The 19677-nt window shown below is 70.9% G+C and carries 19 protein-coding genes; 8 read left to right on the top strand and 11 right to left on the bottom strand.

Annotated features, from left to right (window positions below; genetic code table 11):
- Positions 1-10 precede the first annotated feature (10 nt).
- Positions 11-1177, bottom strand: coding sequence for an HpcH/HpaI aldolase/citrate lyase family protein (locus HZZ00_RS06235; protein ID WP_180331267.1), 1167 nt, complete (start codon positions 1175-1177; stop codon positions 11-13).
- A 178-nt stretch (positions 1178-1355) separates the two neighbouring features.
- Between HZZ00_RS06235 and HZZ00_RS06230 the strand changes: the two genes are divergently transcribed.
- Positions 1356-2093: a TerD family protein gene (locus HZZ00_RS06230; protein WP_180331266.1), complete on the top strand. Its 738-nt coding sequence runs from the start codon at positions 1356-1358 to the stop codon at positions 2091-2093.
- Here the strand turns inward: HZZ00_RS06230 and HZZ00_RS06225 are convergent, their stop codons facing one another.
- The 6 genes from HZZ00_RS06225 to HZZ00_RS06200 form a co-directional block, all read right to left on the bottom strand.
- Positions 2094-2819, bottom strand: coding sequence for a Tellurium resistance (locus tag HZZ00_RS06225; RefSeq protein ID WP_180331265.1), 726 nt, complete (start codon positions 2817-2819; stop codon positions 2094-2096).
- 88 nt (positions 2820-2907) lie between these two features.
- Positions 2908-4047 carry a DUF475 domain-containing protein gene (locus HZZ00_RS06220; protein ID WP_180331264.1) on the bottom strand — a complete coding sequence of 380 codons (1140 nt, stop codon included), beginning with the start codon at positions 4045-4047 and terminating at the stop codon, positions 2908-2910.
- Between the two features lie 63 nt (positions 4048-4110).
- On the bottom strand, positions 4111-4689 hold the full coding sequence (locus HZZ00_RS06215) for a TerD family protein (RefSeq protein ID WP_070027618.1): 579 nt from the start codon (positions 4687-4689) through the stop codon (positions 4111-4113).
- Positions 4690-4791: 102 nt separating this feature from the next.
- Positions 4792-5367, bottom strand: a complete 576-nt coding sequence (locus HZZ00_RS06210; RefSeq protein ID WP_070027619.1) for a TerD family protein — start codon at positions 5365-5367, stop codon at positions 4792-4794.
- Positions 5368-5507: 140 nt separating this feature from the next.
- Positions 5508-5966, bottom strand: coding sequence for a peroxiredoxin (locus HZZ00_RS06205; RefSeq protein WP_070027620.1), 459 nt, complete (start codon positions 5964-5966; stop codon positions 5508-5510).
- Between the two features lie 121 nt (positions 5967-6087).
- Positions 6088-6525 carry a DUF3052 domain-containing protein gene (locus HZZ00_RS06200; RefSeq protein ID WP_180331263.1) on the bottom strand — a complete coding sequence of 146 codons (438 nt, stop codon included), beginning with the start codon at positions 6523-6525 and terminating at the stop codon, positions 6088-6090.
- 462 nt (positions 6526-6987) lie between these two features.
- On the opposite strand from HZZ00_RS06200, the gene aceE reads away from it, so the two are divergent.
- On the top strand, positions 6988-9735 hold the full coding sequence (aceE, locus tag HZZ00_RS06195) for a pyruvate dehydrogenase (acetyl-transferring), homodimeric type (protein ID WP_180331262.1): 2748 nt from the start codon (positions 6988-6990) through the stop codon (positions 9733-9735).
- A 255-nt stretch (positions 9736-9990) separates the two neighbouring features.
- Here aceE and HZZ00_RS06190 read toward each other — a convergent pair whose 3' ends face one another.
- Positions 9991-11610, bottom strand: coding sequence for an MFS transporter (locus HZZ00_RS06190; RefSeq protein ID WP_180331261.1), 1620 nt, complete (start codon positions 11608-11610; stop codon positions 9991-9993).
- Positions 11611-11731: 121 nt separating this feature from the next.
- On the opposite strand from HZZ00_RS06190, the gene HZZ00_RS06185 reads away from it, so the two are divergent.
- From HZZ00_RS06185 to HZZ00_RS06175, 3 genes are all read left to right on the top strand, one after another.
- Complete coding sequence (locus tag HZZ00_RS06185; RefSeq protein WP_180331260.1) at positions 11732-12358, top strand: TetR family transcriptional regulator; 627 nt, start codon at positions 11732-11734, stop codon at positions 12356-12358.
- A gap of 184 nt (positions 12359-12542) precedes the next feature.
- Positions 12543-13763 (top strand): alpha/beta hydrolase, encoded by a 1221-nt coding sequence (locus HZZ00_RS06180; RefSeq protein ID WP_180331259.1) that lies wholly within the window; start codon positions 12543-12545, stop codon positions 13761-13763.
- A 66-nt stretch (positions 13764-13829) separates the two neighbouring features.
- Complete coding sequence (locus HZZ00_RS06175) at positions 13830-14675, top strand: DUF4429 domain-containing protein (RefSeq protein WP_180331258.1); 846 nt, start codon at positions 13830-13832, stop codon at positions 14673-14675.
- On the opposite strand, the gene HZZ00_RS06170 is transcribed toward HZZ00_RS06175, so the two are convergent.
- Both HZZ00_RS06170 and HZZ00_RS06165 read right to left on the bottom strand, forming a co-directional pair.
- Positions 14676-15692, bottom strand: a complete 1017-nt coding sequence (locus HZZ00_RS06170) for an aldo/keto reductase (RefSeq protein ID WP_180331257.1) — start codon at positions 15690-15692, stop codon at positions 14676-14678.
- Positions 15689-16153: a MerR family transcriptional regulator gene (locus tag HZZ00_RS06165; RefSeq protein ID WP_070027628.1), complete on the bottom strand. Its 465-nt coding sequence runs from the start codon at positions 16151-16153 to the stop codon at positions 15689-15691. Before HZZ00_RS06165 ends, HZZ00_RS06170 begins: the two co-directional genes overlap by 4 nt.
- Before the next feature lie 97 nt (positions 16154-16250).
- Here HZZ00_RS06165 and HZZ00_RS06160 point away from each other — a divergent pair, with 97 nt between their 5' ends.
- Positions 16251-16724, top strand: a complete 474-nt coding sequence (locus HZZ00_RS06160; protein WP_180331256.1) for a GNAT family N-acetyltransferase — start codon at positions 16251-16253, stop codon at positions 16722-16724.
- 19 nt (positions 16725-16743) lie between these two features.
- A complete protein-coding gene (locus HZZ00_RS06155; RefSeq protein ID WP_070027630.1) occupies positions 16744-17571 on the top strand; it encodes a serine hydrolase in 828 nt (275 codons plus the stop codon).
- A 70-nt stretch (positions 17572-17641) separates the two neighbouring features.
- Here the strand turns inward: HZZ00_RS06155 and HZZ00_RS06150 are convergent, their stop codons facing one another.
- Positions 17642-18295, bottom strand: a complete 654-nt coding sequence (locus HZZ00_RS06150; RefSeq protein WP_180333403.1) for a pirin family protein — start codon at positions 18293-18295, stop codon at positions 17642-17644.
- Between the two features lie 166 nt (positions 18296-18461).
- Here HZZ00_RS06150 and HZZ00_RS06145 point away from each other — a divergent pair, with 166 nt between their 5' ends.
- On the top strand, positions 18462-19667 hold the full coding sequence (locus HZZ00_RS06145) for a CdaR family transcriptional regulator (protein ID WP_070027631.1): 1206 nt from the start codon (positions 18462-18464) through the stop codon (positions 19665-19667).
- Positions 19668-19677: the final 10 nt, after the last annotated feature.

The following is a 19677-nucleotide window of genomic DNA, read 5'->3' as shown; positions in this document are numbered from 1 at the left end:
CTTGGAGAGGTCAGCCGGGTATGCCGGCGGCGAGCAGTTCCACGAAGCCGACGTCCTCGTGGGCGACGCCGAACGCCTCCGCGCGCAGCAGGGTCCGTTCGGCCCAGGCGCGGTGCGGTTTCACCTCGTTCATCTTGTTCGTGTACGCGGACCGCAGGACGCCTCCGCCGCCCCGCTCGGGCCGCAGTATGTCCCGGGCGTCGCTGAACTCCTCGTGGCTGACCACGGACAGCGCGTGCACGGGCAGGACGTGGGAGGGGTGGATGCAGGTCTTGCCGAGCAGCCCGTTGGCCTGGTCGAGGGAGATCTCCCGCAGCAGCCCGTCCATGGCGTGCTCCAGCAGCCTCTCGCGCAGTTCGACGGCCTGCACCTCCAGGAAGGGGCTCTGCCGCAGCTGGGGCTTGAACATGCGCTCGGAATGGCGGAAGTACTCCCACACGGGGCCGGTGACGGTGAACCCGGTGCCGTCGGCGCGGCCCAGCATGTTCACCACGTCGGCGATCACGGAAGCGACGACCTGGACGTCGTAGGCGGTCATGTCGGGGGCGCGGCGCAGCCCGTAGGAGGAGCAGAAGTCGGTGACGCCGAGGCGGAGCGCGAGGACGCGGTCGCGGTACTTGTCGACGGCGCGGAAGATGCCCTCCAGGGTGTCCACGCGCGACTCGCGATACAGCAGCTCCGGGGACTCCAGGACCGGCATGGCGAACAGGCGGCGGCCGGTGTGGGCCTCGGCGGCGGCCAGGGCCTCCAGGAAGGGCAGGCCGCGCTCCTCGGTGAACTTCGGCAGCACGAAGCCGGACAGCAGCCGCGCGGAGTCGCCGAGGCGGCGTACGAGGTCGGGGATCTGCTCGGGGGCGCGCACCCGGATGAACAGCAGCGGGGGCTCGGCGGCGGGCCGGGAGCCGAGGTCGGCGAGCTGGCGGACCAGGTTCTCCTCGCCCGCGGGCACGTCCGCGTCGTCGATGGAGTCCTCCAGGCACAGCACCATGGAGACCACGCCGTTGCCCGCCTGTCTGAGGATGTCGTCGGCCAGTCTCGGCCGGGTGGCGGGGCTGTAGAGCGTGGCGCCGAGGGCGGTGGCGAGCAGCCGGGCCGGGGAGTCCGCGGTGAACGTGCGGGGCTCCCGGTGGAAGAGGCGCTGCCGCACCTCGGGGGCGACGTGCCCGAAATGACGCATAGGACTCCCTCGAAGACGCGTGCCGAACCCCTGGATTCGGTAAAAGGTGGCCGGTAATAGTACGTAGGAACACCTGTCCGGGGTTCCCTGCGGACGTGAATTTCCGGTGACCCGGCCGTGTCGGCGGCCGACACCCCCCGCATTGTCGTGGCCAGGGCCGAGAGGGCAGGATGACGGCATGACGCACGCGATGCTGAAGGGCTCGAACGTCCCGCTGGAGGCCACCACGGTGCGCGCGGTGCTGCGCTGGACACCGGGGCAGTCGGTCCCCGACGTGGACGCCTCGGCGCTGCTGCTGGGCCCCGACGGCCGCGTGCGCTCGGACGAGGACTTCGTCTTCTACAACCAGCCCCGGCATCCGTCGGGAACGGTGTGGCGGCTGGGCAAGAAGCGCATCGCCGAGGGCCTCACCGACACGATCCAGACAGACCTGGCGGGCGTCGAGCCGGAGATCGGGCGGATCCTGCTGGTCGCCTCGGCGGACGGGGTCGCCTTCGACCAGGTGCCGAACCTGAGCATCCTGGTGTACGACGCGGCGGTGGCCGGCGGTGAGCCGTGGGCGACGTTCGAGATCAAGCCGGAGACCGGCGCGGAGACCGCGATGATCTGCGGGGAGCTGTACCGGCGCGGTGAGGGCTGGAAGTTCCGGGCGCTGGGCGAGGGCTACTCCAACGGCCTCAAGGGCCTCGCCACGGACTTCGGGATCTCGGTGGACGAGTCGGAACCGGAGGAGCCGGCGACGGTGTCCCAGCCGCTGCCTCCGGAGCAGCCGGCGACGGCGGTGCCGCCCCAGCCGGCCTACGGCTACCCGCAGCCGACGTCCGCGCCGGCGTACGGATACCCGCAGCCGGTGCCGCCGGCGCCCGGCCCCGGGTTCCGGCTGCCGCCGCAGGGGCCGCAGTTCATCGGGCGGTGATCAGGCCTTGGTCTTGTAGCCGCGGCCCCATTGCAGGCCCCATCCGTACAGGCGGTCCAGCTCGGCCTGGAAGCCGTAGACGAACTTGACCTCGCGGCGGACCATGAGTTCGCCCTTGACGTTCTCGATGAGCAGGACGGCGCAGGAGCGGGCCTGGGGGTGGCGCTCGTCCAGGCTGATCTCCAGGCGGGGGCCGCTGCTGGGGTACAGGGTGACGATGGCGTGCGTGCGGTCGAACGCGGGGGTCTGGTCGTAGATGTACACGAAGACCAGGACGCGTTTGATGGACTCGCGGTGGTCGAGGTTGATGTACATCGTCTCGCCGGAGCCCGAGCCGAACCGGTCGTCGCCGCTGATCTTGATGTAGGGGGCCGCGTTGACGTCGCCCAGGTAGTCGCCCAGCGGCTGGACGACGCCCTTGGTGCCGTCGGTCAGCTCGTACAGGCAGCCGAGGTCGAGGTCGACGTCGACCATGCTCTGTCCGTGGCCCTGGATCTCCGGCGGCTTCAGGGCCTTGAGGGGGTGGCGCAGCAGGCTGGGCCGCTGCATGCCGAAGTCGGAGCTGCGCATCCGCCAGGTGAGGTTGACGCGCAGATGGCCGGTGGCCGCGCCCTGCTTGCTCAAGGACACCGTGTGGTGCCGTTTGGTGAGTTCGATGGCGTTGCCGGTGCCGCCCGAGTCGAAGTCGACCGCGCGTGCGCCCAGCAGCCCGTCGAAGAAGCCCATTGCCGCCCCCAGGTCGTCGTCCGCATGCCGTCGGGGCGGCCGGCCGTGCCCGCCGCCCCGAACGAAGCGTTCCTCACCGGTCAGGGTGTCACACCCCGGAGGAGACCTCGGCCTTCTCCCCGCTGCCGGCCCCGGCCGCCGCGAGAGCCCGGTTGCGGCGCACGGAGGACCAGAAGGACAGGGCGATCAGGACGACGCCGACGAGGCCGGTGATCACCTCGTTGATCTCGTACTGGATGGTCACCATCAGGATCAGGGCGAGGGCGCCGATCGCGTAGTGGGCGCCGTGCTCCAGGTAGACGTAGTCGTCCAGGGTGCCCTGGCGGACCAGGTAGACGGTGAGCGAGCGGACGTACATCGCGCCGATGCCGAGGCCGAGGGCCATCATCACGATGTCGTTGGTGATGGCGAAGGCGCCGATCACGCCGTCGAAGGAGAAGGACGCGTCCAGGACCTCCAGATAGAGGAACATGAAGAACGCGGCCTGGCCGGCCAGCAGGACGGCCGACTTCTTCTTGCCGGTGCGGGCGGCCTCTTCCTCCTCCTCGTGCTCGCGCTCCTCCTCTTCCTCCAGGCGTTCCTCGAAGAAGCCGGAGAGACCGCCGACGATCATGTAGGTGATCAGGCCGGCGATGCCGGAGATCAGGACCGTCTGCGCCTTGTCGGCGTGGACGCCGCCGTGCTGGTGGGCCTGGGTTGCGAAGGTGAAGGAGGTGATCAGCAGCACGATCAGGGCGATGCAGACCGACAGCATGTCGACCTTGCCGAGCTTGGCCAGGGGGCGCTCGATCCAGCGCAGCCACTGTATGTCGCGGTCCTCGAAGATGAAGTCCAGGAAGATCATCAGCAGGAACATGCCGCCGAAGGCCGCGATCGCCGGGTGGGCGTCGGTGACCAGCTGCTGGTAGCGGTCCTTGTCGGCGAAGGCCAGATGGACCGCGTCGATCGGGTTGAGCTTGGCGGTGATGGCGACGATCACGACGGGGAAGACCAGTCGCATGCCGAAGACGGCGATGAGCACGCCGACCGTGAGGAAGATCTTCTGCCAGAAGGCGTTCATCTTCTTCAGGATCCCGGCGTTGACCACCGCGTTGTCGAAGGACAGCGAGATCTCGAGGACGGCGAGGATCGCCACGACCCCGAAGGCCTCCCAGCCCCCGTAGAAGACGGCGGCGACCAGGCCGAGCGCGGTCACCGCGAACGACCAGCCGAAGGTTTTCAGAAGCACTGGTTACCCCATCGTGTTGTGGGGGCGCCTCCCATGAGGGTCTCCCCCGCGCCGAGCACGGCTTTACGAAACGTTGACTCCGAAGTCTAGAGCGATGCCGCGCAATCCGGACGCGTACCCCTGGCCCACCGCACGGAACTTCCACTCGCCCTGGTAGCGGTACAGCTCGCCGAAGATCATGGCGGTTTCGGTGGAGGCGTCCTCGCTGAGGTCGTAGCGCGCGAGTTCCTGGCCGTCGGACTGGTTGACCACGCGGATGAAGGCGTTGGAGACCTGGCCGAAGGTCTGCCCGCGCTCGTCGGCCATGTGGATGGAGACGGGGAAGATGATCTTCTCGCACTGGGGCGGCACCTTGGCGAGGTCCACCAGGATGGACTCGTCGTCGCCCTCGCCCTCACCGGTGAGGTTGTCGCCGGTGTGCTCCACGGAGCCGTCCGGGCTCGTGAGCTGGTTGTAGAACACGAACCACTCGTCGCCCAGCACCCGGTTGCCCGCACCGCACAGCAGCGCGCTGGCGTCCAGGTCGAAGGGGGCGCCGGTGGTGGACCGCGCGTCCCAGCCGAGCCCGACCATGACGTTGGTGAGGTTCGGTGCGGCCTTGGAGAGGGAGACGTTGCCTCCCTTGGCGAGCGTGACGCCCATGATGCTGGTCCTCCCCTGACGGTGCTTCCCTGTTGTCCTGCGCGTCCGGCGCCGGCCGTAAACGGCTCGGCGCCGGACGGAGTGCCGCGAACTGCGCGGACGTCAGACGTTGACGCCGAAGTCCTGGGCGATGCCGCGCAGGCCGGAGGCGTAGCCCTGGCCGATGGCGCGGAACTTCCACTCGGCGCCGTTGCGGTACAGCTCGCCGAAGACCATGGCGGTCTCGGTGGAGGCGTCCTCGCTGAGGTCGTACCGGGCGATCTCCTGCTGGTTGGCCTGGTTGACGACGCGGATGAACGCGTTGCGGACCTGGCCGAAGGACTGCTGGCGGTTCTCGGCGTCGTAGATCGACACCGGGAAGACGATCTTGTCCACGTCGGCCGGGACCGCGGCGAGGTCGACCTTGATGGCCTCGTCGTCGCCCTCGCCCGCACCGGTGAGGTTGTCGCCGGTGTGCTCCACGGAGCCGTCGGGGCTCTTGAGGTTGTTGAAGAAGACGAAATGCTGGTCGCTGACGACCTTGCCGGAGGTGTTCAGCAGCAGCGCGCTCGCGTCGAGGTCGAAGTCGGTGCCGGTCGTGGTCCGCACGTCCCAGCCCAGACCGACGATGACGGCGGTCAGGCCCGGGGCCTCCTTGGTCAGCGAGACGTTGCCGCCCTTGCTGAGGCTGACTCCCACGAGTCCTCCATGTGGTGTCGAGGGGCGGGGAGCCCCGTCGTGCTTCGGATATGGGATCAACGAACCGATCCTAGTGACGGGTTCCCGCCCCCCGCGGACCCTGGACCCGAAGGGCCCCGGATGTCGGCCGACCGGCCGATTTACAGGGTGTCGAGCGCCTTCACGTAGTCGTTGAGGTCGCGCGCGTCCGGCAGACCGTTGACCACCGTCCAGCGCACCACGCCGTCCTTGTCGATGACGAAGGTGCCGCGCACCGCGCAGCCCTTGTCCTCGTCGAAGACGCCATAGGCGCGCGAGACGTTGCCGTGCGGCCAGAAGTCGCTGAGCAGCGGGTACTCCAGGCCCTCCTGCTCGGCGAAGACGCGCAGGCTGTGGATGGAGTCGTTGGAGACGGCGAGCAGCTGGGTGTCGCGGTCGGTGAACTTCGGCAGGTTGTCGCGCAGCGCGCACAGCTCGCCGGTGCACACGCCGGTGAAGGCGAAGGGGTAGAAGAGCAGGACCACGTTCTTCTCGCCGCGGAAGTCGGCGAGCCGCACGGTGCGGCCGTGGTTGTCCTTGAGCTCGAAGTCGGGGGCCTTGTCGCCGACCTGGATCGCCATGTCGTGCTTCCCTTCGGTGGGCTGTTCGGGTGAGAGCACAGCAAACGCTCGGCTCCACCCTACGCAGCGATCACCAGGGTCCCCGGACGGGCCGGTGGGATCCGGCCCGTCCGGGCGGCGGTCACCGCTTCGACTTGGCCGCCTTCGGCGTGGCCAGCCGGTTGCCGCTCCAGTCCTTGCCGACGCTCACGCTCTTGGCCGCGGTCAGCCCGGCCGTCGTGGCGGCGTCCTGGATGTCGCTCGGCTCCACGTACCCGTCACGACCCGTCTTCGGCGTGAGGAGCAGAATCGCGCCGCCCTCCTCGATGTACGTGGTGGCATCCACCAGCGCATCCGTCAGGTCGCCGTCGTCATCACGGAACCACAGCACAACGGCGTCGGCCACGTCGTCGTATTCCTCGTCCATCAGGTCGCCCTCGATGACTTCCTCGATGGACTCGCGGAGTTCCTGGTCGACGTCGTCGTCGTAGCCGATCTCCTGGACCACCTGCCCGGGCTGGAACCCCAGCCTGGCGGCAGGGTTCGTCCGCTCCTCCGCGTGGTCCGCGGTCGCGCTCACGGGTTGCCTCCTGATCATGTCTTGGTGAATATCTCAGCCACGCGCGTGCGCGAAGCATTGGCCGTAGTCCACACGGGCGGGGCGGATCGCGCAAGTACCCGGCGGTCCCGACCGCCGAAACGGTGACGATCCCGGCCGTGTCGCCGCAACTCCTGGCACCGTATCTCGATTCCGCGCCACCCACATCACCCCGATGTGCCCGGTTTGCGTGGCCCGGAATCATCCATGGATGGAACCATCGAACAACTTTGCCAAGCGCGTCACACCCCGGGCGTATCGTTGCGTTTTGACCGGCGGTGTGCTCCGGCGGTACGGCGGGGAGCCGGCGGTGGAGATGACGGGCGTGCTCCCTCGGTACACGATGGGGAACGGCGCGGGCACGAACAGTAGGCGACGAGTAGCGGTACGAGCAGCGAGCAGCAGTACGAGCAAGAACCGGCCCTCCGACAGGTAAGGAACAGCGTGGCTTCCGGATCCGATCGCACCCCGATCATCATTGGCGGCCTTCCGAGTCAGGTTCCTGACTTCGATCCCGAAGAGACCCAGGAGTGGCTCGACTCCCTCGACGCGGTCGTGGACGAGCGCGGCCGGGAGCGGGCGCGCTACCTCATGCTGCGGCTGATCGAGCGGGCCCGCGAGAAGCGCGTGGCCGTGCCCGAGATGCGCAGCACGGACTACGTCAACACCATCCCCACCAAGAGCGAGCCGTTCTTCCCGGGCAACGAGGAGATCGAGCGCAGGATCCTGAACGCGACCCGCTGGAACGCGGCCGTGATGGTCTCGCGCGCCCAGCGGCCCGGCATCGGCGTGGGCGGCCACATCGCCACCTTCGCCTCCTCGGCCTCGCTCTACGACGTGGGCTTCAACCACTTCTTCCGCGGCAAGGACGAGGGCGACGGCGGCGACCAGGTCTTCTTCCAGGGCCACGCCTCCCCCGGCATCTACGCGCGCGCCTACCTGCTGGACCGGCTCACCGAGGACCAGCTGGACGGCTTCCGCCAGGAGAAGTCGAAGTACCCGAACGGCCTGTCCAGCTATCCGCACCCGCGCTCGATGCCGGACTTCTGGGAGTTCCCGACGGTCTCCATGGGCCTCGGCCCGCTGGGCGCGATCTTCCAGGCGCGGATGAACCGCTACATGGAGGCGCGCGGGATCGCGGACACGTCCAAGTCGCACGTGTGGGCGTTCCTCGGCGACGGCGAGATGGACGAGCCGGAGTCGCTGGGCCAGCTCACGCTGGCGGCCCGGGAGGGCCTGGACAACCTGACCTTCGTGGTCAACTGCAACCTCCAGCGCCTGGACGGGCCGGTGCGCGGCAACGGGAAGATCATCCAGGAGCTGGAGTCGGTCTTCCGGGGCGCCGGCTGGAACGTGATCAAGCTGATCTGGGACCGCAGCTGGGACCCGCTGCTCGCGCAGGACCGGGACGGCGTCCTGGTCAACAAGATGAACATGACCCCGGACGGGCAGTTCCAGACGTACGCCACGGAGTCGGGCGCCTACATCCGCCGGCACTTCTTCGGCGACGACCACCGGCTGCGCGCCATGGTCGAGAACATGACCGACGACCAGATCCTGCACCTGGGGCGCGGCGGGCACGACCACCGCAAGATTTACGCGGCGTTCAAGGCGGCCAAGGAGCACAAGGGCCAGCCGACGGTGATCCTGGCCAAGACGATCAAGGGCTGGACGCTGGGCCCGAACTTCGAGGGCCGCAACGCCACGCACCAGATGAAGAAGCTGACGGTCGACGACCTCAAGCGCTTCCGGGACCGGCTGCACCTGCCGATCTCCGACCGGGAGCTGGAGTCCGGCCTGCCGCCGTACTACCACCCGGGCCGGGACTCGGAGGAGATCCAGTACATGCACGACCGCCGCAAGGGCTGCGGCGGTTACGTCCCCACGCGCGTCGTGCGCTCCAAGCCGCTCGCGCTGCCGGACGACAAGGCGTACGCGACCGTGAAGAAGGGCACGGGGCAGCAGTCCATCGCCACCACGATGGCCTTTGTGCGGCTGCTCAAGGACCTCATGCGGGACAAGGAGATCGGCCGGCGGTTCGTGCTGATCGCGCCGGACGAGTACCGCACGTTCGGCATGGACTCCTTCTTCCCGAGCGCGAAGATCTACAACCCGCTCGGGCAGCAGTACGAGTCGGTGGACCGTGAACTGCTGCTCGCCTACAAGGAGTCGCCCACCGGGCAGATGCTGCACGACGGCATCTCCGAGGCGGGCTGCACGGCCTCGCTGATCGCGGCGGGCTCGGCGTACGCCACGCACGGCGAGCCGCTGATCCCGGTGTACGTCTTCTACTCGATGTTCGGTTTCCAGCGCACGGGTGACCAGTTCTGGCAGATGGCCGACCAGTTGGCGCGCGGGTTCGTCCTCGGCGCGACCGCGGGCCGTACGACGCTGACCGGCGAGGGCCTTCAGCACGCCGACGGGCACTCGCAGCTGCTGGCCTCGACGAACCCGGCGTGCGTGGCCTACGACCCGGCGTACGCGTACGAGATCGCGCACATCGTGCAGGACGGTCTGCGGCGGATGTACGGCAGTTCGCCCGAACACCCGCACGGCGAGGACGTCTTCTTCTACCTCACCGTCTACAACGAGCCCATCCGGCATCCCGCGGAGCCGTCCGACGTGGACGTCGAGGGCATCGTCAAGGGCATCCACAAGCTCTCCGACGGCCCCGGCGGGGCGATCCCGGCGCAGATCATGGCGTCCGGGGTGGCGGTGCCGTGGGCGCTGGAGGCGCAGCGGATCCTCGCGGAGGACTGGAACGTGCGGGCGGCCGTGTGGTCCGCGACGTCCTGGAACGAGCTGCGGCGGGAGGCCGTCGCCTGCGAGCAGCACAACCTGCTGCACCCGGAGGAGGAGCAGGCCGTCCCCTACGTGACGCGCAAACTGAGCGGCGCGGAGGGGCCGTTCGTGGCCGTGTCCGACTGGATGCGGTCGGTGCCGGACCAGATCGCCCGGTGGGTGCCGGGGCCCTACCAGTCGCTCGGCGCGGACGGCTTCGGCTTCGCCGACACCCGGGGCGCGGCGCGCAGGTTCTTCCACATCGACGCGCAGTCGATCGTGGTGGCCGTGCTCACGGAGCTGGCGCGGGCGGGCCGTATCGACCGCTCCGCCCTGAAGCAGGCCATCGACCGCTACCAGGTCCTGGACGTCACGGCGGCCCACCCGGGAGCGGCCGGCGGCGACGCCTGACCACCGGCGCCGGGGCGCCCCCGCGACAAGGGGCACCCCGGCGCGGGACCGGGGCTTGGGACACGGGGGCCGGGATACGGGGCTTCGGCGGGCGGCCGCCGGGGCCCCGGCGGCGAGTCGTGCCCGGTCAAAGGCCCGCAGGGCGCACGCTGTTCCCCTCCTGCAGCGTGCGCCCGGGCGTGATCCACTCTGCGGCGCGCGGTGCGCGCCGCGCCAGGGAACCCCGGCCGAGTCACCCGGCCGGGCGACCGCGGGTCAGATGTGACCCACGCCCGCCCCCGCCTCCGCGTTGTCGCCCCGCTTGGTGAGGAAGGCGACGAGGACGGCGACCACCGCGACGCCCGCCGCCACCAGGCAGGCGAGGCTCATGCCGGAGATGAAGGTGTGGTGGGCCACCTCGGTGATCTTCGCGGCGATCGGCGCCGGTATCCCCTTCTGCACCGGTGCCACACCGGCCTGCACCGCCTCGGAGGCCTGGTCCAGCTGGGCCGGGGTCAGCGGGGGCAGCCCGGCCGCCTTCCAGTTGCCCTCCAGCGAGCTGTCGACCTTGGAGGCCATCACCGCGCCGAGCACCGCGGTACCGAGGCTGCCGCCGATCTGCATGGCCGCCTGCTGGAGGCCGCCGGCCACACCGGACAGCTCCATGGGCGCGTTGCCGACGATGACCTCCGTCGCGCCGACCATGACCGGTGCGAGACCGAGGCCGAGGAGGGCGAACCAGAGGGACATCACCCCGCTGCCGGTACCGGCCTTGAGGGTGGACATGCCGTACATGGCGATCGCGGTCGCGGCCATGCCGCCGGCCAGCGGCACCCGCGGGCCGAACCGGGTGATCGCGGCGCCGGCGAGCGGCGAGGCGACGATCATCATGCCGGTGAGCGGCAGCAGGTGCAGGCCCGCGTCGACCGGGGACATGCCGTGGACGTTCTGGAGGTAGAACGTCACGAAGAACAGGCCGCCCATGAAGGCGATGGCCATGAGGACCATCAGGACCACACCGGCCGACAGCGGCACCGAGCGGAACAGGCCGAGCGGGATGAGCGGCTCGGCGACCCTGGTCTCCCAGAACGCGAAGAACGCGAAGAGCAGGACCGAGGCGACGATGAAGCCCCACGTCCTGCCGTCGCCCCAGCCCCAGGACGGGGCCTTGATGAGCGCCCAGACCAGGCAGAACATCGCACCGGACAGCAGCACGATGCCCAGCACGTCGAAGGAGCGCGGCGCGTTGTCGGCCCGGTGGTCGAGCAGGATCAGCGCGCCGAGGACCAGCGCGATCGCGCCGACCGGCACGTTGATGAAGAACACCGACTGCCAGTTGACGTGCTGCACGAGGACGCCGCCGAGGATCGGGCCGCCCGCGGTGGACGCGCCGATCACCATGCCCCAGATGCCGATGGCCATGTTGAGCTTCTCGGCCGGAAACGTGGCCCGCAGCAGGCCGAGCGCGGCCGGCATCAGCAGCGCGCCGAACAGGCCCTGGAAGACCCGGAAGACGATGACGGTGGCGATGGTGTGCGACAGGCCGATCGCCCCGGAGGCGGCGGCGAAGCCGGTCACGCCGATGAGGAAGGTCTGCCGGTGGCCGAAGCGGTCACCGAGCTTGCCCGCGGTGATCAGGGTGACCGCGAGGGCGAGGAAGTAGGCGTTGGTGATCCACTGCACATCGGCGAAGCTCGCGTGCAGATGGTCCCGGATGGCCGGGTTGGCGATGGCCACGATGGTGCCGTCCAGGGCCACCATCATGACCCCTACGGCAACGGTGATCAGGGTGAGCCAGGGGTGGCCGCGCAGCCCCGCGTCCGGGGTCCGTTCCGCCGGGGCCGCCGGGGCTCCGTCACCCGGCCCTGTCGTGTCGATGGTGGTCTGACCAGTCATGCGTTCGAGACTAGTGACAGCCACTGACAATTGACAAACATCTTCATAAGTCGGTGACTGCCAGGTCGCGGATATACACTGCTGAGCTGGCCGAACGTCATGAGAGGGGCCGCCGAGGGCCATGGAGACGCTGCGCGAGCGCAAGAAGCGGCGTACCCGGGAGGCGCTGCTGCGGGCCGCTCTGGAACTGTTCACCACCCGGGGGTACGAGCGCACGACCGTGGACGAGATAGCCGCGGCCTGCGACGTCTCCCAGCGCACCTTCTTCCGCTACTTCGCGGGCAAGGAGGACGCGGCCTTCGCCATGCAGGAGCGGGCGCAGGCGCTCTTCCTCGCCGCCCTGCGCGCGCGTCCGCCGCACGAGCCGCCGATGGAGGCGCTGCGGCAGGCCGTCCTGGAGGGCTGGGACGCGGTCCGGAGCAACCTGGAGTCGGCCGTGCCGGTCGATCTGTATCTGCGCATGTACCGCACGATCGAGTCGACGCCCGCGCTGCTCGCCGCCCATCTGCGCCGCTCGACCGCGGCCGAGGAGACGATGGCGCGGCTGCTGGCCGAGCGGGAGGGCGTGGACGTGGACACCGACCCCCGGCCGCGGCTCGCGGTGGCGGTGTTCGGCGGGGTGATAAGGGTCACGGAGCGCCAGTGGTGCTCGGGCCGTGACTGCAGCCTGGAAGCCGTCCGGAAGCTCACCGTCTCGTACCTCGATCAGGTGACTTCGGCACTCGGGGGGAACTGGCGCTCGGCCTGAGGCCGTTGGCAGCACGCCGGAGAGATCGTCCGACGCGGGTCCGGGCGACCGCCGGCGCGGCGTCCGCCCGATCCACTTCGCCGGGTTCGAAAGATCGTTCACGGCGTGTTCGACTTCCGCCGAAACGTGATCCCCGTCACCCGGTTACCGCGAGACCGTCTCGTTCTCCTAGTGTGTCCTCCCAGTGACTTCCTTCGACACCTCCTCCCCGCAACTCAACGTCTGGCGCGCGATGCTGGCGCTGGCCGTCGTGTTCGTGATGCTCGCCACCACCGGATGGACCGCGCTGCGCACCCACCGGGAGTCGAGCGAGCTGCAGGCCTCGCTCGACAAGTGGAGACACGGCAGCCTCCACGGGCTGCGCCTGCCCGATCCGGAGGCCGGCCCCGCGCGGCTCTCCCGTTTCTTCGCCACGCTCTCCGCCCACGACCGCACCCGCCTCGTCCACCGCTACCCGCTCGCCGTCGGCAACATGAACGGCGCGCCGGTCGACCTGCGCTACCGGGCGAACCACCTGGCGCTGGAACAGGAGCGCGCGACCGAGCGCGAGCGCATGCACGACAGCCGGCTCAGCACGGCCGGCCAGCAGGACGCGGGCCGCCGTATGCACCGCTACGAGTCGCTGCTGACCCCCGGCCGGCAGATCCTCTCCTTCGACCCGGAGGGCACCGGCCGCATCTCCGAGGTCTTCGGGAACCTGACCAGGGCCGAGCGGATCTCGGTCGTCGTCCCCGGTGTCGACACCGACCTGCTCACCTTCCAGAAGACGAACCGGCCGTACACCGCCCCGGTCGGCATGGCCAAGGCGCTGTACGCACAGGAGCGCGCGACGCGCCCCGCCACGCGTACGGCGGTGATCGCCTGGGCCGACTACACCTCCCCCGACGGCCTCGGTGTGGACGCGGCCACCGGGCTGCGCGCGGCGGAGGGTTCCCTGCGGCTGAACGCGCTGCTGCGGGCCCTGCCAGGCGGCGCCCCGGTGTCGATGTTCTGCCACAGCTACGGCTCGGTGCTCTGCGGCGTGGCCGCGCCCGGGATGCCGCGGCGGGTCACCGACATAGCGGTCGCCGCCAGCCCCGGCATGCGGGTCTCCAAGGCCGCCCACCTGGACACCGCCGCCCGGGTGTGGGCCATGCGGGACGCCACCGACTGGATCGCGGACGTGCCGTACCTGGAGCTGGGCGGGCTCGGGCACGGCGCCGACCCGGTCTCCGCCGCCTTCGGCGCCCGGGTGCTGTCCGCCGAGGACGCGCAGGGCCATGCCGGCTACTTCCGGCCGGGCACGGACAGCCTGCGCAACCTCGCCGACATCGGCACGGGCGCCTACGCCGAGGTGACCTGCGCCGACGGTACCGCCGCGTGCCGGGCGGACCTGCCCGGCGCGAAGACGGCCCAACGCGCGTAGAAACAGCAGGAAGTGCGGTCCGCGAGGGAGGCGACGGAGGGGGACGTGCCGCATACGATGAGCCGCATGGGTGACGTACTGGCGGGTTTTCATGCCGTCTGGGAGTTCGAGTCCGACTCCGTGCTCATCCGTTACGAACGGGGGATTCGAACACCGAAGTTGTTCCAGGCGCTCGGGGAGCGGCGCATCCCGCTGTCCGCGGTCGAGGAGGTGCGGCTCGCTCCGGGCCGGCGCGGCACCGTCGTCCTGCGGCTGCTGCCCCGCGCGGGTGCCGATCCGCTGATGGAGGCGGCCGACGGCCAGCTGAAGGAGGGCTCCGATCCCTACCGGCTGGTCCTGCCGGCCGAGCGGGAGTCCGAGGCCGCGTCCCGCGCCGAGGAGTTGACGTCGCGGCTCACCGAGTCGGGGCCGGCGGACCGCTATCTGGTGGCGGCGCCCGAGGCGCCGTTGCAGTTCAAGGCGTACGACGGGAAGGCCGCCTTCGACGGCACGTCGGTGCAGTTCCGGTGGTCGTGGACGGGCGCGTCGTCGGCCAAGTGGAAGGCCGGCGACCAGAGTTATCCGGTCGCCGACCTGTGCGGGGTGGAGTGGCGCTCACCGGAGGCCCTGGCGGGCTATCTCCGGTTGCGCGCCGTTGGCCCGGCACCGGACGTGGCGCCCGAGCCCGACCAGGATCCGGCGGCGGTGGTGTTCGGGCTCGGCTACGGTCCGGTGCACGAGTCGCTGCCGTTCGCCGCCGCGGTGCTGGCGGCGGTCCGCTCGCGCCGTCCGGTGCCGGCGGCGCCGCGGTGCCGCCGTGATCCGGCGGACATCGCCGAACGCATCCGGCACCTCGGGGAGCTGCACCAGGCGGGGCTGGTCACCGACGAGGAGTTCGCCGGCAAGAAGGCGCAGCTGCTCGCGGAGCTCTGACTACTCCCGGCCGGCCGAGGTGAAGCTCATGTCCGCGTACCGATCGCCGGCGACCTTGCCCGCGATCGGCTCCAGCCGGGACAGTTCCGCCTCGGTCAGGGTGATGCGGGTGGCGGCCACGTTCTCCGCCACCCGGCTCGCCTTGCGGGTCCCCGGGATCGGGACGACCGCCAGCGAGTCGACGGCCGCCCGCTGCTGCACCCAGGCCAGGGCGATCTGGGCCGGGGTGGCGCCATGGGCCTCCGCGATGGCGCGCAGGGGTTCGAGCAGGGCCGCGTTGGCCGCCGCGTTGTCGCCGGTGAAGCGGGGCTGCTGACGGCGGAAGTCGTCGGCCGTCAGGTCCTGGTCGGCGTTGGCGAAAGCGCCGGTGAGGAAGCCCCGCCCGAGCGGCGAGTACGGCACCAGGGCGACGCCCAGCTCCCGCGCGGCCGGCACCACGTGCGCCTCGATGTCCCGGCTGAACAGGGACCACTCCGACTGCACGGCCGCGATCGGGTGCACGGCGTGCGCGGCGCGCAGCTCGTCGGCGGTGACCTCGCTGAGGCCCAGGTGCTTGACCTTGCCCTCGCGCACCAGCTCCGCCATCGTGCCGACGGTCTCCTCGATGGGCACGTTCACATCGCGGCGGTGCATGTAGTAGAGGTCGATCACGTCCACGCCGAGCCGCCGGAGGCTGCCCTCGACGGCCTCGCGGATGTAGGGGGCGTCGTTGCGGATGATCCGCTTGGTCGGGTCGTCCTTCGGGATGGACAGGGCGAACTTGGTGGCGATCACCACCTCGTCGCGGTGGGCGCGGAAGAAGGGGGCGAGGAAGCGCTCGTTCTCTCCGGCGCCGTACGCGTCGGCGGTGTCGTAGAGGGTCACGCCCAGCTCCAGCGCCCGGTCGAGGGCCGCGCGGGCCTGCTCGGCGTCGGTGGGGCCGTAGCCGAAGCTCATGCCCATGCAGCCGAGGCCCTGCACGCCGACCTCCGGCCCCTGCGCTCCCAGGCGTGCCGTCGGAATCCTGGCGTCGGTCATCGAGTGGTCCCCTCTGTCGCGTAAAAGCTGATCTTGCGGTCGAGTACGGCGAGCGTGTCGCGCAGTTCGGCGATCCGCCCGAGGACGTCCCGGCGGGTCTGCTCCAGCAGTTCCTGCCGCTCCCGGTAGGTGCTGCTGCCCGCGCGCACCAGTTCCGCGTACCGGACCATGTCCGCCACCGGCATGCCGGTCAGCCGCAGCTTGGTCACCAGGTCCAGCCAGTCCAGGTCGCGGTTGCTGTAGCGGCGCTGCCCGGTGTGCGAGCGGTCGATGTGCGGCATCAGCCCGATCCGCTCGTACCAGCGCAGGGTGTGCGCGGTCAGCCCCGTGAAGGCGACGACCTCACTGATCGTGTAGCGGTCCTGGCCGTCGGGGCGCGGATGGGGCGCGGGCCGGGCGGAGCAGATGTCGGCTGGGTGGGATTCCTCAAGCGTCGCAGGCGTGGTCTGCATCACCGTCATGCCTCAACGCTATGACCTTGGAGTGCACTCCAAGCAAGCGAGGCCGGTAAGAAAACCGCGGGACCGGCGGCGCGGCCGGTGGTTAGCCTACGGGTTCATGAGTCCAGTGAGGCGGGCACTGCCCGAGGAGGCCGGCGAGGTCCTGCGACTGCGGCAGGTGATGATCGACTCGATGTCCGCGGACGGCGGCGGGCCGACGGACTGGCACGCCGACTCGCTTCCGGCGCTGCGGGACCGGCTGGCCGATCCGGGCGGCGGCTTCGCGGCCTTCGTCGTGGACCATCCGGACCGGCCGGGCGCGCTGGCCGCGCTGGCCTGCGGGACCGTGGAGTACCGCATCGGCCGGGCCGGGAACCCGCAGGGACGGGTCGGGCATGTGTTCAGCGTGGCCACCGATCCCGGTGCGCGGCGGCGCGGGTACGCGCGGGCGTGCGTGGAAGAGCTGCTGGAGTGGTTCCGGGCGCAGGGCGTGCGGCGGGTCGACCTCAACGCGTCCGCGCAGGCCGAACCCCTGTACGCGTCGCTCGGCTTCGTCCGCAAGCCCGACCCGTCGATGCGGCTGGAGCTGTGAGCCGCATAGGCTCGTCCGCATGTCGTTGAACAGCCTGGCGTCGATCGAGAACTGGCCCGTGCCCACCGCGGCGGCGGGTGTCGTACGAGCCGACGGGACCGTCCTCGGGACGCACGGCCCCGTCGCCCACCGCTTCCCCCTCGCGTCGGTCACCAAGCCGCTGGCCGCGTACGCGGCGCTGGTGGCGTACGAGGAGGGGGCGATCGAGCTGGACGAGCCGGCCGGCCCGCCCGGGGCGACGGTCCGCCACCTGCTCGCGCACACCTCGGGCCTGGCCTTCGACGAGCACCGGGTGACGGCCCCGCCCGGGGAGCGGCGGCTGTACTCCAACGCCGGGTTCGAGCAGCTCGGGGACCATGTCGCCAAGGCGACGGACATCCCGTTCGCCGAGTACGCGCGGCAGGCGGTGCTGGAGCCGCTGGGCATGACGGCCACCTCGCTCGCGGGCTCCCCGGCGAAGGACGGGGTCTCGACGGTCGAGGACCTGCTGCGGTTCGCGGCGGAGCTGCTGGCGCCCCGGCTGCTGGACCCGCGCACGGTGGCGGAGGCGATGACGGTCCAGTTCCCGGGCACCAAGGGCGTGCTGCCGGGGTACGGGCACCAGAACCCGAACGACTGGGGGCTGGGCTTCGAGATCCGCGACTCCAAGTCCCCGCACTGGACGGGTGGTTCGTCCTCCGCGCGCACCTTCGGCCATTTCGGCCAGTCCGGTACGTTCCTGTGGGTCGACCCGGACGCGAACCTCGCCTGCGCCGCCCTGACCGACCGCGCCTTCGGGCCGTGGGCGATCGAGGCGTGGCCGGTGTTCACGGACGCGGTGCTGGCCGAGACGCGCGCCGCCCGCTGACTCGCCCGGCCGGCCCGTCCGGCGTCCCCGGCGGGAGGCGGTTCACCTCCGCGGGCAGGCCGCGCCGGCCTCAGCCGGTCATCTCCCAGACCAGCAGTTCCGCCCGGGTCGTCGCCACCGCCGTCAGGCCGCGGGCGCCGGTGATCCGGGCCGCGTCGCCGGGGTGCAGATGCTCGCCGGCCAGCCGCACCTCGCCGCGCACGACATGGACGTAGAGGTACGGCGCGTCGGGCAGGGCGGTGCGGGCGCCCTCGGCCGGGCGGCGGACGTGGAGCGTCGCGCCCGCGGCGGGGACGGCGTAGGGGGCGGCGTCGGCGATGCCGGGGACGATCGTGTACGACGGGTCGCCGCCCGGCTCCCGGGGCGTCAGCCACATCTGGAGGAAGGCCAGCGGGCGGTCACCGTCGTTGCGTTCCACGTGCCGTACGCCGGCCGCGGCGCGCAGGTGCTGGACGTCCCCCGGGCGCACGGTCGTCTCGTGGCCGGCGGAGTCGCGGTGGGTCAGCTCGCCCTCGATCACCCAGGTGACGAACTCGGTGTGGCTGTGCGGGTGTTCGCCGAATCCGGCGCCCGGCGCGAGGCGCTCCTCGTTGCAGGCGATCAGCGGGCCGAAGGCCAGGTTGTCCGGGTCGTAGTGCGGGCCGAAGGAGAAGGCGTGGCGGGTCTCGATCCCGGCCGCCGGGTCCCCGCCCGGATAGCGCTCGGCGGCGCGCCGTACGTCCATCACGATCACCACCGTATCCCCGCCCCGCCCCCGGGCGGACCCGCACCCCGCCCCGTGCCACGGGTCCGCACCGGCGTCCCGCTCCGATCGCTCCCGTGCCCCCCGCCCGTCCCCACCGGTGACCCGGCGGCGCATGGTGCCGTCCGGATAAGGCACTCTTGTCCCCGTGCCCGAACCCGAATCCCACAGCAGTGACCCCGCAGCATCGAACGTCCATACGCACGCCGCGACCCTGAAACGGCTGGAGAAGTCCTCCGGGAATCTCGCCGCGCAGGCCATCGCGCGGATGGACGAGACCCTGCCGTGGTACCGGGCCATGCCCCCGGAGAACCGTTCCTGGATCGGGCTGGTCGCCCAGGCGGGCATCGCGGCGTTCACCGAGTGGTTCCGGCGGCCGGACGCCCCGCAGGCGATCTCCACCGACGTGTTCGGGACCGCGCCGCGCGAGCTGACCCGGGCCATCACGCTGCGTCAGACCGTGGAGATGGTGCGCACCACCATCGAGGTCATGGAAAGCGCCATCGACGAGGTGGCCGCGCCGGGCGACGAGCGGGTGCTGCGCGAGGCGCTGCTGGTGTACGCGCGGGAGATCGCCTTCGCCACCGCCCAGGTGTACGCGCAGGCGGCGGAGGCACGCGGCGCCTGGGACGCACGGCTCGAATCGCTGGTGGTCAACGCCGTGCTCAGCGGCGAGGCCGACGAGGGTGCCGTGAGCCGGGCCGCCGCGCTGGGCTGGAACTCGCCCGAGCATGTGTGCGTCCTGCTCGGGACCGCCCCGGACGGGGACAGCGAGCTGACCGTGGAGGCGATCAGGCGGGCCGCCCGGCATGCCAAGCTCCAGGTCCTCACCGGCGTCCTCGGGGACCGGCTGGTGGTGATCGCGGGCGGCAGCCCCAACCCGCTCGCGGTGGCGAAGTCGCTGATCGGGCCGTACGCGGCCGGGCCGGTGGTCGCCGGTCCCGTCGTACCCGACCTGCTGGCCGCCACCCGGTCCGCGCAGGCCGCCGCCGCGGGTCTGAAGGCGTGCACCGCGTGGCCGGACGCGCCGCGGCCGGTGCTGGCGGACGATCTGCTGCCGGAGCGCGCGATCGCGGGTGATCCGAGCGCCCGCGAGCAGTTGGTGGAGGAGATCTACAGACCGCTCGAAGAGGCCGGCTCGGCGTTGCTGGAGACCTTGAGTGTCTACCTGGAGCAGGCGAGCAGCCTGGAGGGCGCGGCACGGATGCTCTTCGTTCACCCGAACACCGTGCGCTACCGGCTCCGACGTGTGACAGACGTCACCGGTTGGTCGCCTTCGGATGTACGATCCGCGTTCACGTTGCGGATCGCGCTGATCCTGGGGCGTCTGGTCGACGGCGAGGCCCAGGCATAGGGTTTTGTCG

Origin of the sequence: Streptomyces sp. NEAU-sy36, from assembly GCF_013423905.1 — a bacterium.
Taxonomy (GTDB): Bacteria; Actinomycetota; Actinomycetes; order Streptomycetales; family Streptomycetaceae; genus Streptomyces; species Streptomyces misionensis.
Note: the sequence above shows the minus strand (reverse complement) of the source record. Positions and strands in the feature narration are given on the sequence as shown.

What these genes read in the sequence shown, in the direction of transcription:
- HZZ00_RS06190 (WP_180331261.1), bottom strand. Translation starts at nt 11,610, where the DNA reads ATGACTGGTCAGACCACCATCGACACGACAGGGCCGGGTGACGGAGCC.
- HZZ00_RS06205 (WP_070027620.1), bottom strand. Translation starts at nt 5,966, where the DNA reads ATGGCGATCCAGGTCGGCGACAAGGCCCCCGACTTCGAGCTCAAGGAC.
- HZZ00_RS06235 (WP_180331267.1), bottom strand. Translation starts at nt 1,177, where the DNA reads ATGCGTCATTTCGGGCACGTCGCCCCCGAGGTGCGGCAGCGCCTCTTC.
- HZZ00_RS06165 (WP_070027628.1), bottom strand. Translation starts at nt 16,153, where the DNA reads ATGACGGTGATGCAGACCACGCCTGCGACGCTTGAGGAATCCCACCCA.
- HZZ00_RS06170 (WP_180331257.1), bottom strand. Translation starts at nt 15,692, where the DNA reads ATGACCGACGCCAGGATTCCGACGGCACGCCTGGGAGCGCAGGGGCCG.
- HZZ00_RS06150 (WP_180333403.1), bottom strand. Translation starts at nt 18,295, where the DNA reads ATGGACGTACGGCGCGCCGCCGAGCGCTATCCGGGCGGGGACCCGGCG.
- HZZ00_RS06215 (WP_070027618.1), bottom strand. Translation starts at nt 4,689, where the DNA reads ATGGGCGTCACGCTCGCCAAGGGAGGCAACGTCTCCCTCTCCAAGGCC.
- HZZ00_RS06225 (WP_180331265.1), bottom strand. Translation starts at nt 2,819, where the DNA reads ATGGGCTTCTTCGACGGGCTGCTGGGCGCACGCGCGGTCGACTTCGAC.
- HZZ00_RS06175 (WP_180331258.1), top strand. Translation starts at nt 13,830, where the DNA reads ATGGGTGACGTACTGGCGGGTTTTCATGCCGTCTGGGAGTTCGAGTCC.
- HZZ00_RS06185 (WP_180331260.1), top strand. Translation starts at nt 11,732, where the DNA reads ATGGAGACGCTGCGCGAGCGCAAGAAGCGGCGTACCCGGGAGGCGCTG.
- HZZ00_RS06155 (WP_070027630.1), top strand. Translation starts at nt 16,744, where the DNA reads ATGTCGTTGAACAGCCTGGCGTCGATCGAGAACTGGCCCGTGCCCACC.
- HZZ00_RS06230 (WP_180331266.1), top strand. Translation starts at nt 1,356, where the DNA reads ATGACGCACGCGATGCTGAAGGGCTCGAACGTCCCGCTGGAGGCCACC.
- HZZ00_RS06160 (WP_180331256.1), top strand. Translation starts at nt 16,251, where the DNA reads ATGAGTCCAGTGAGGCGGGCACTGCCCGAGGAGGCCGGCGAGGTCCTG.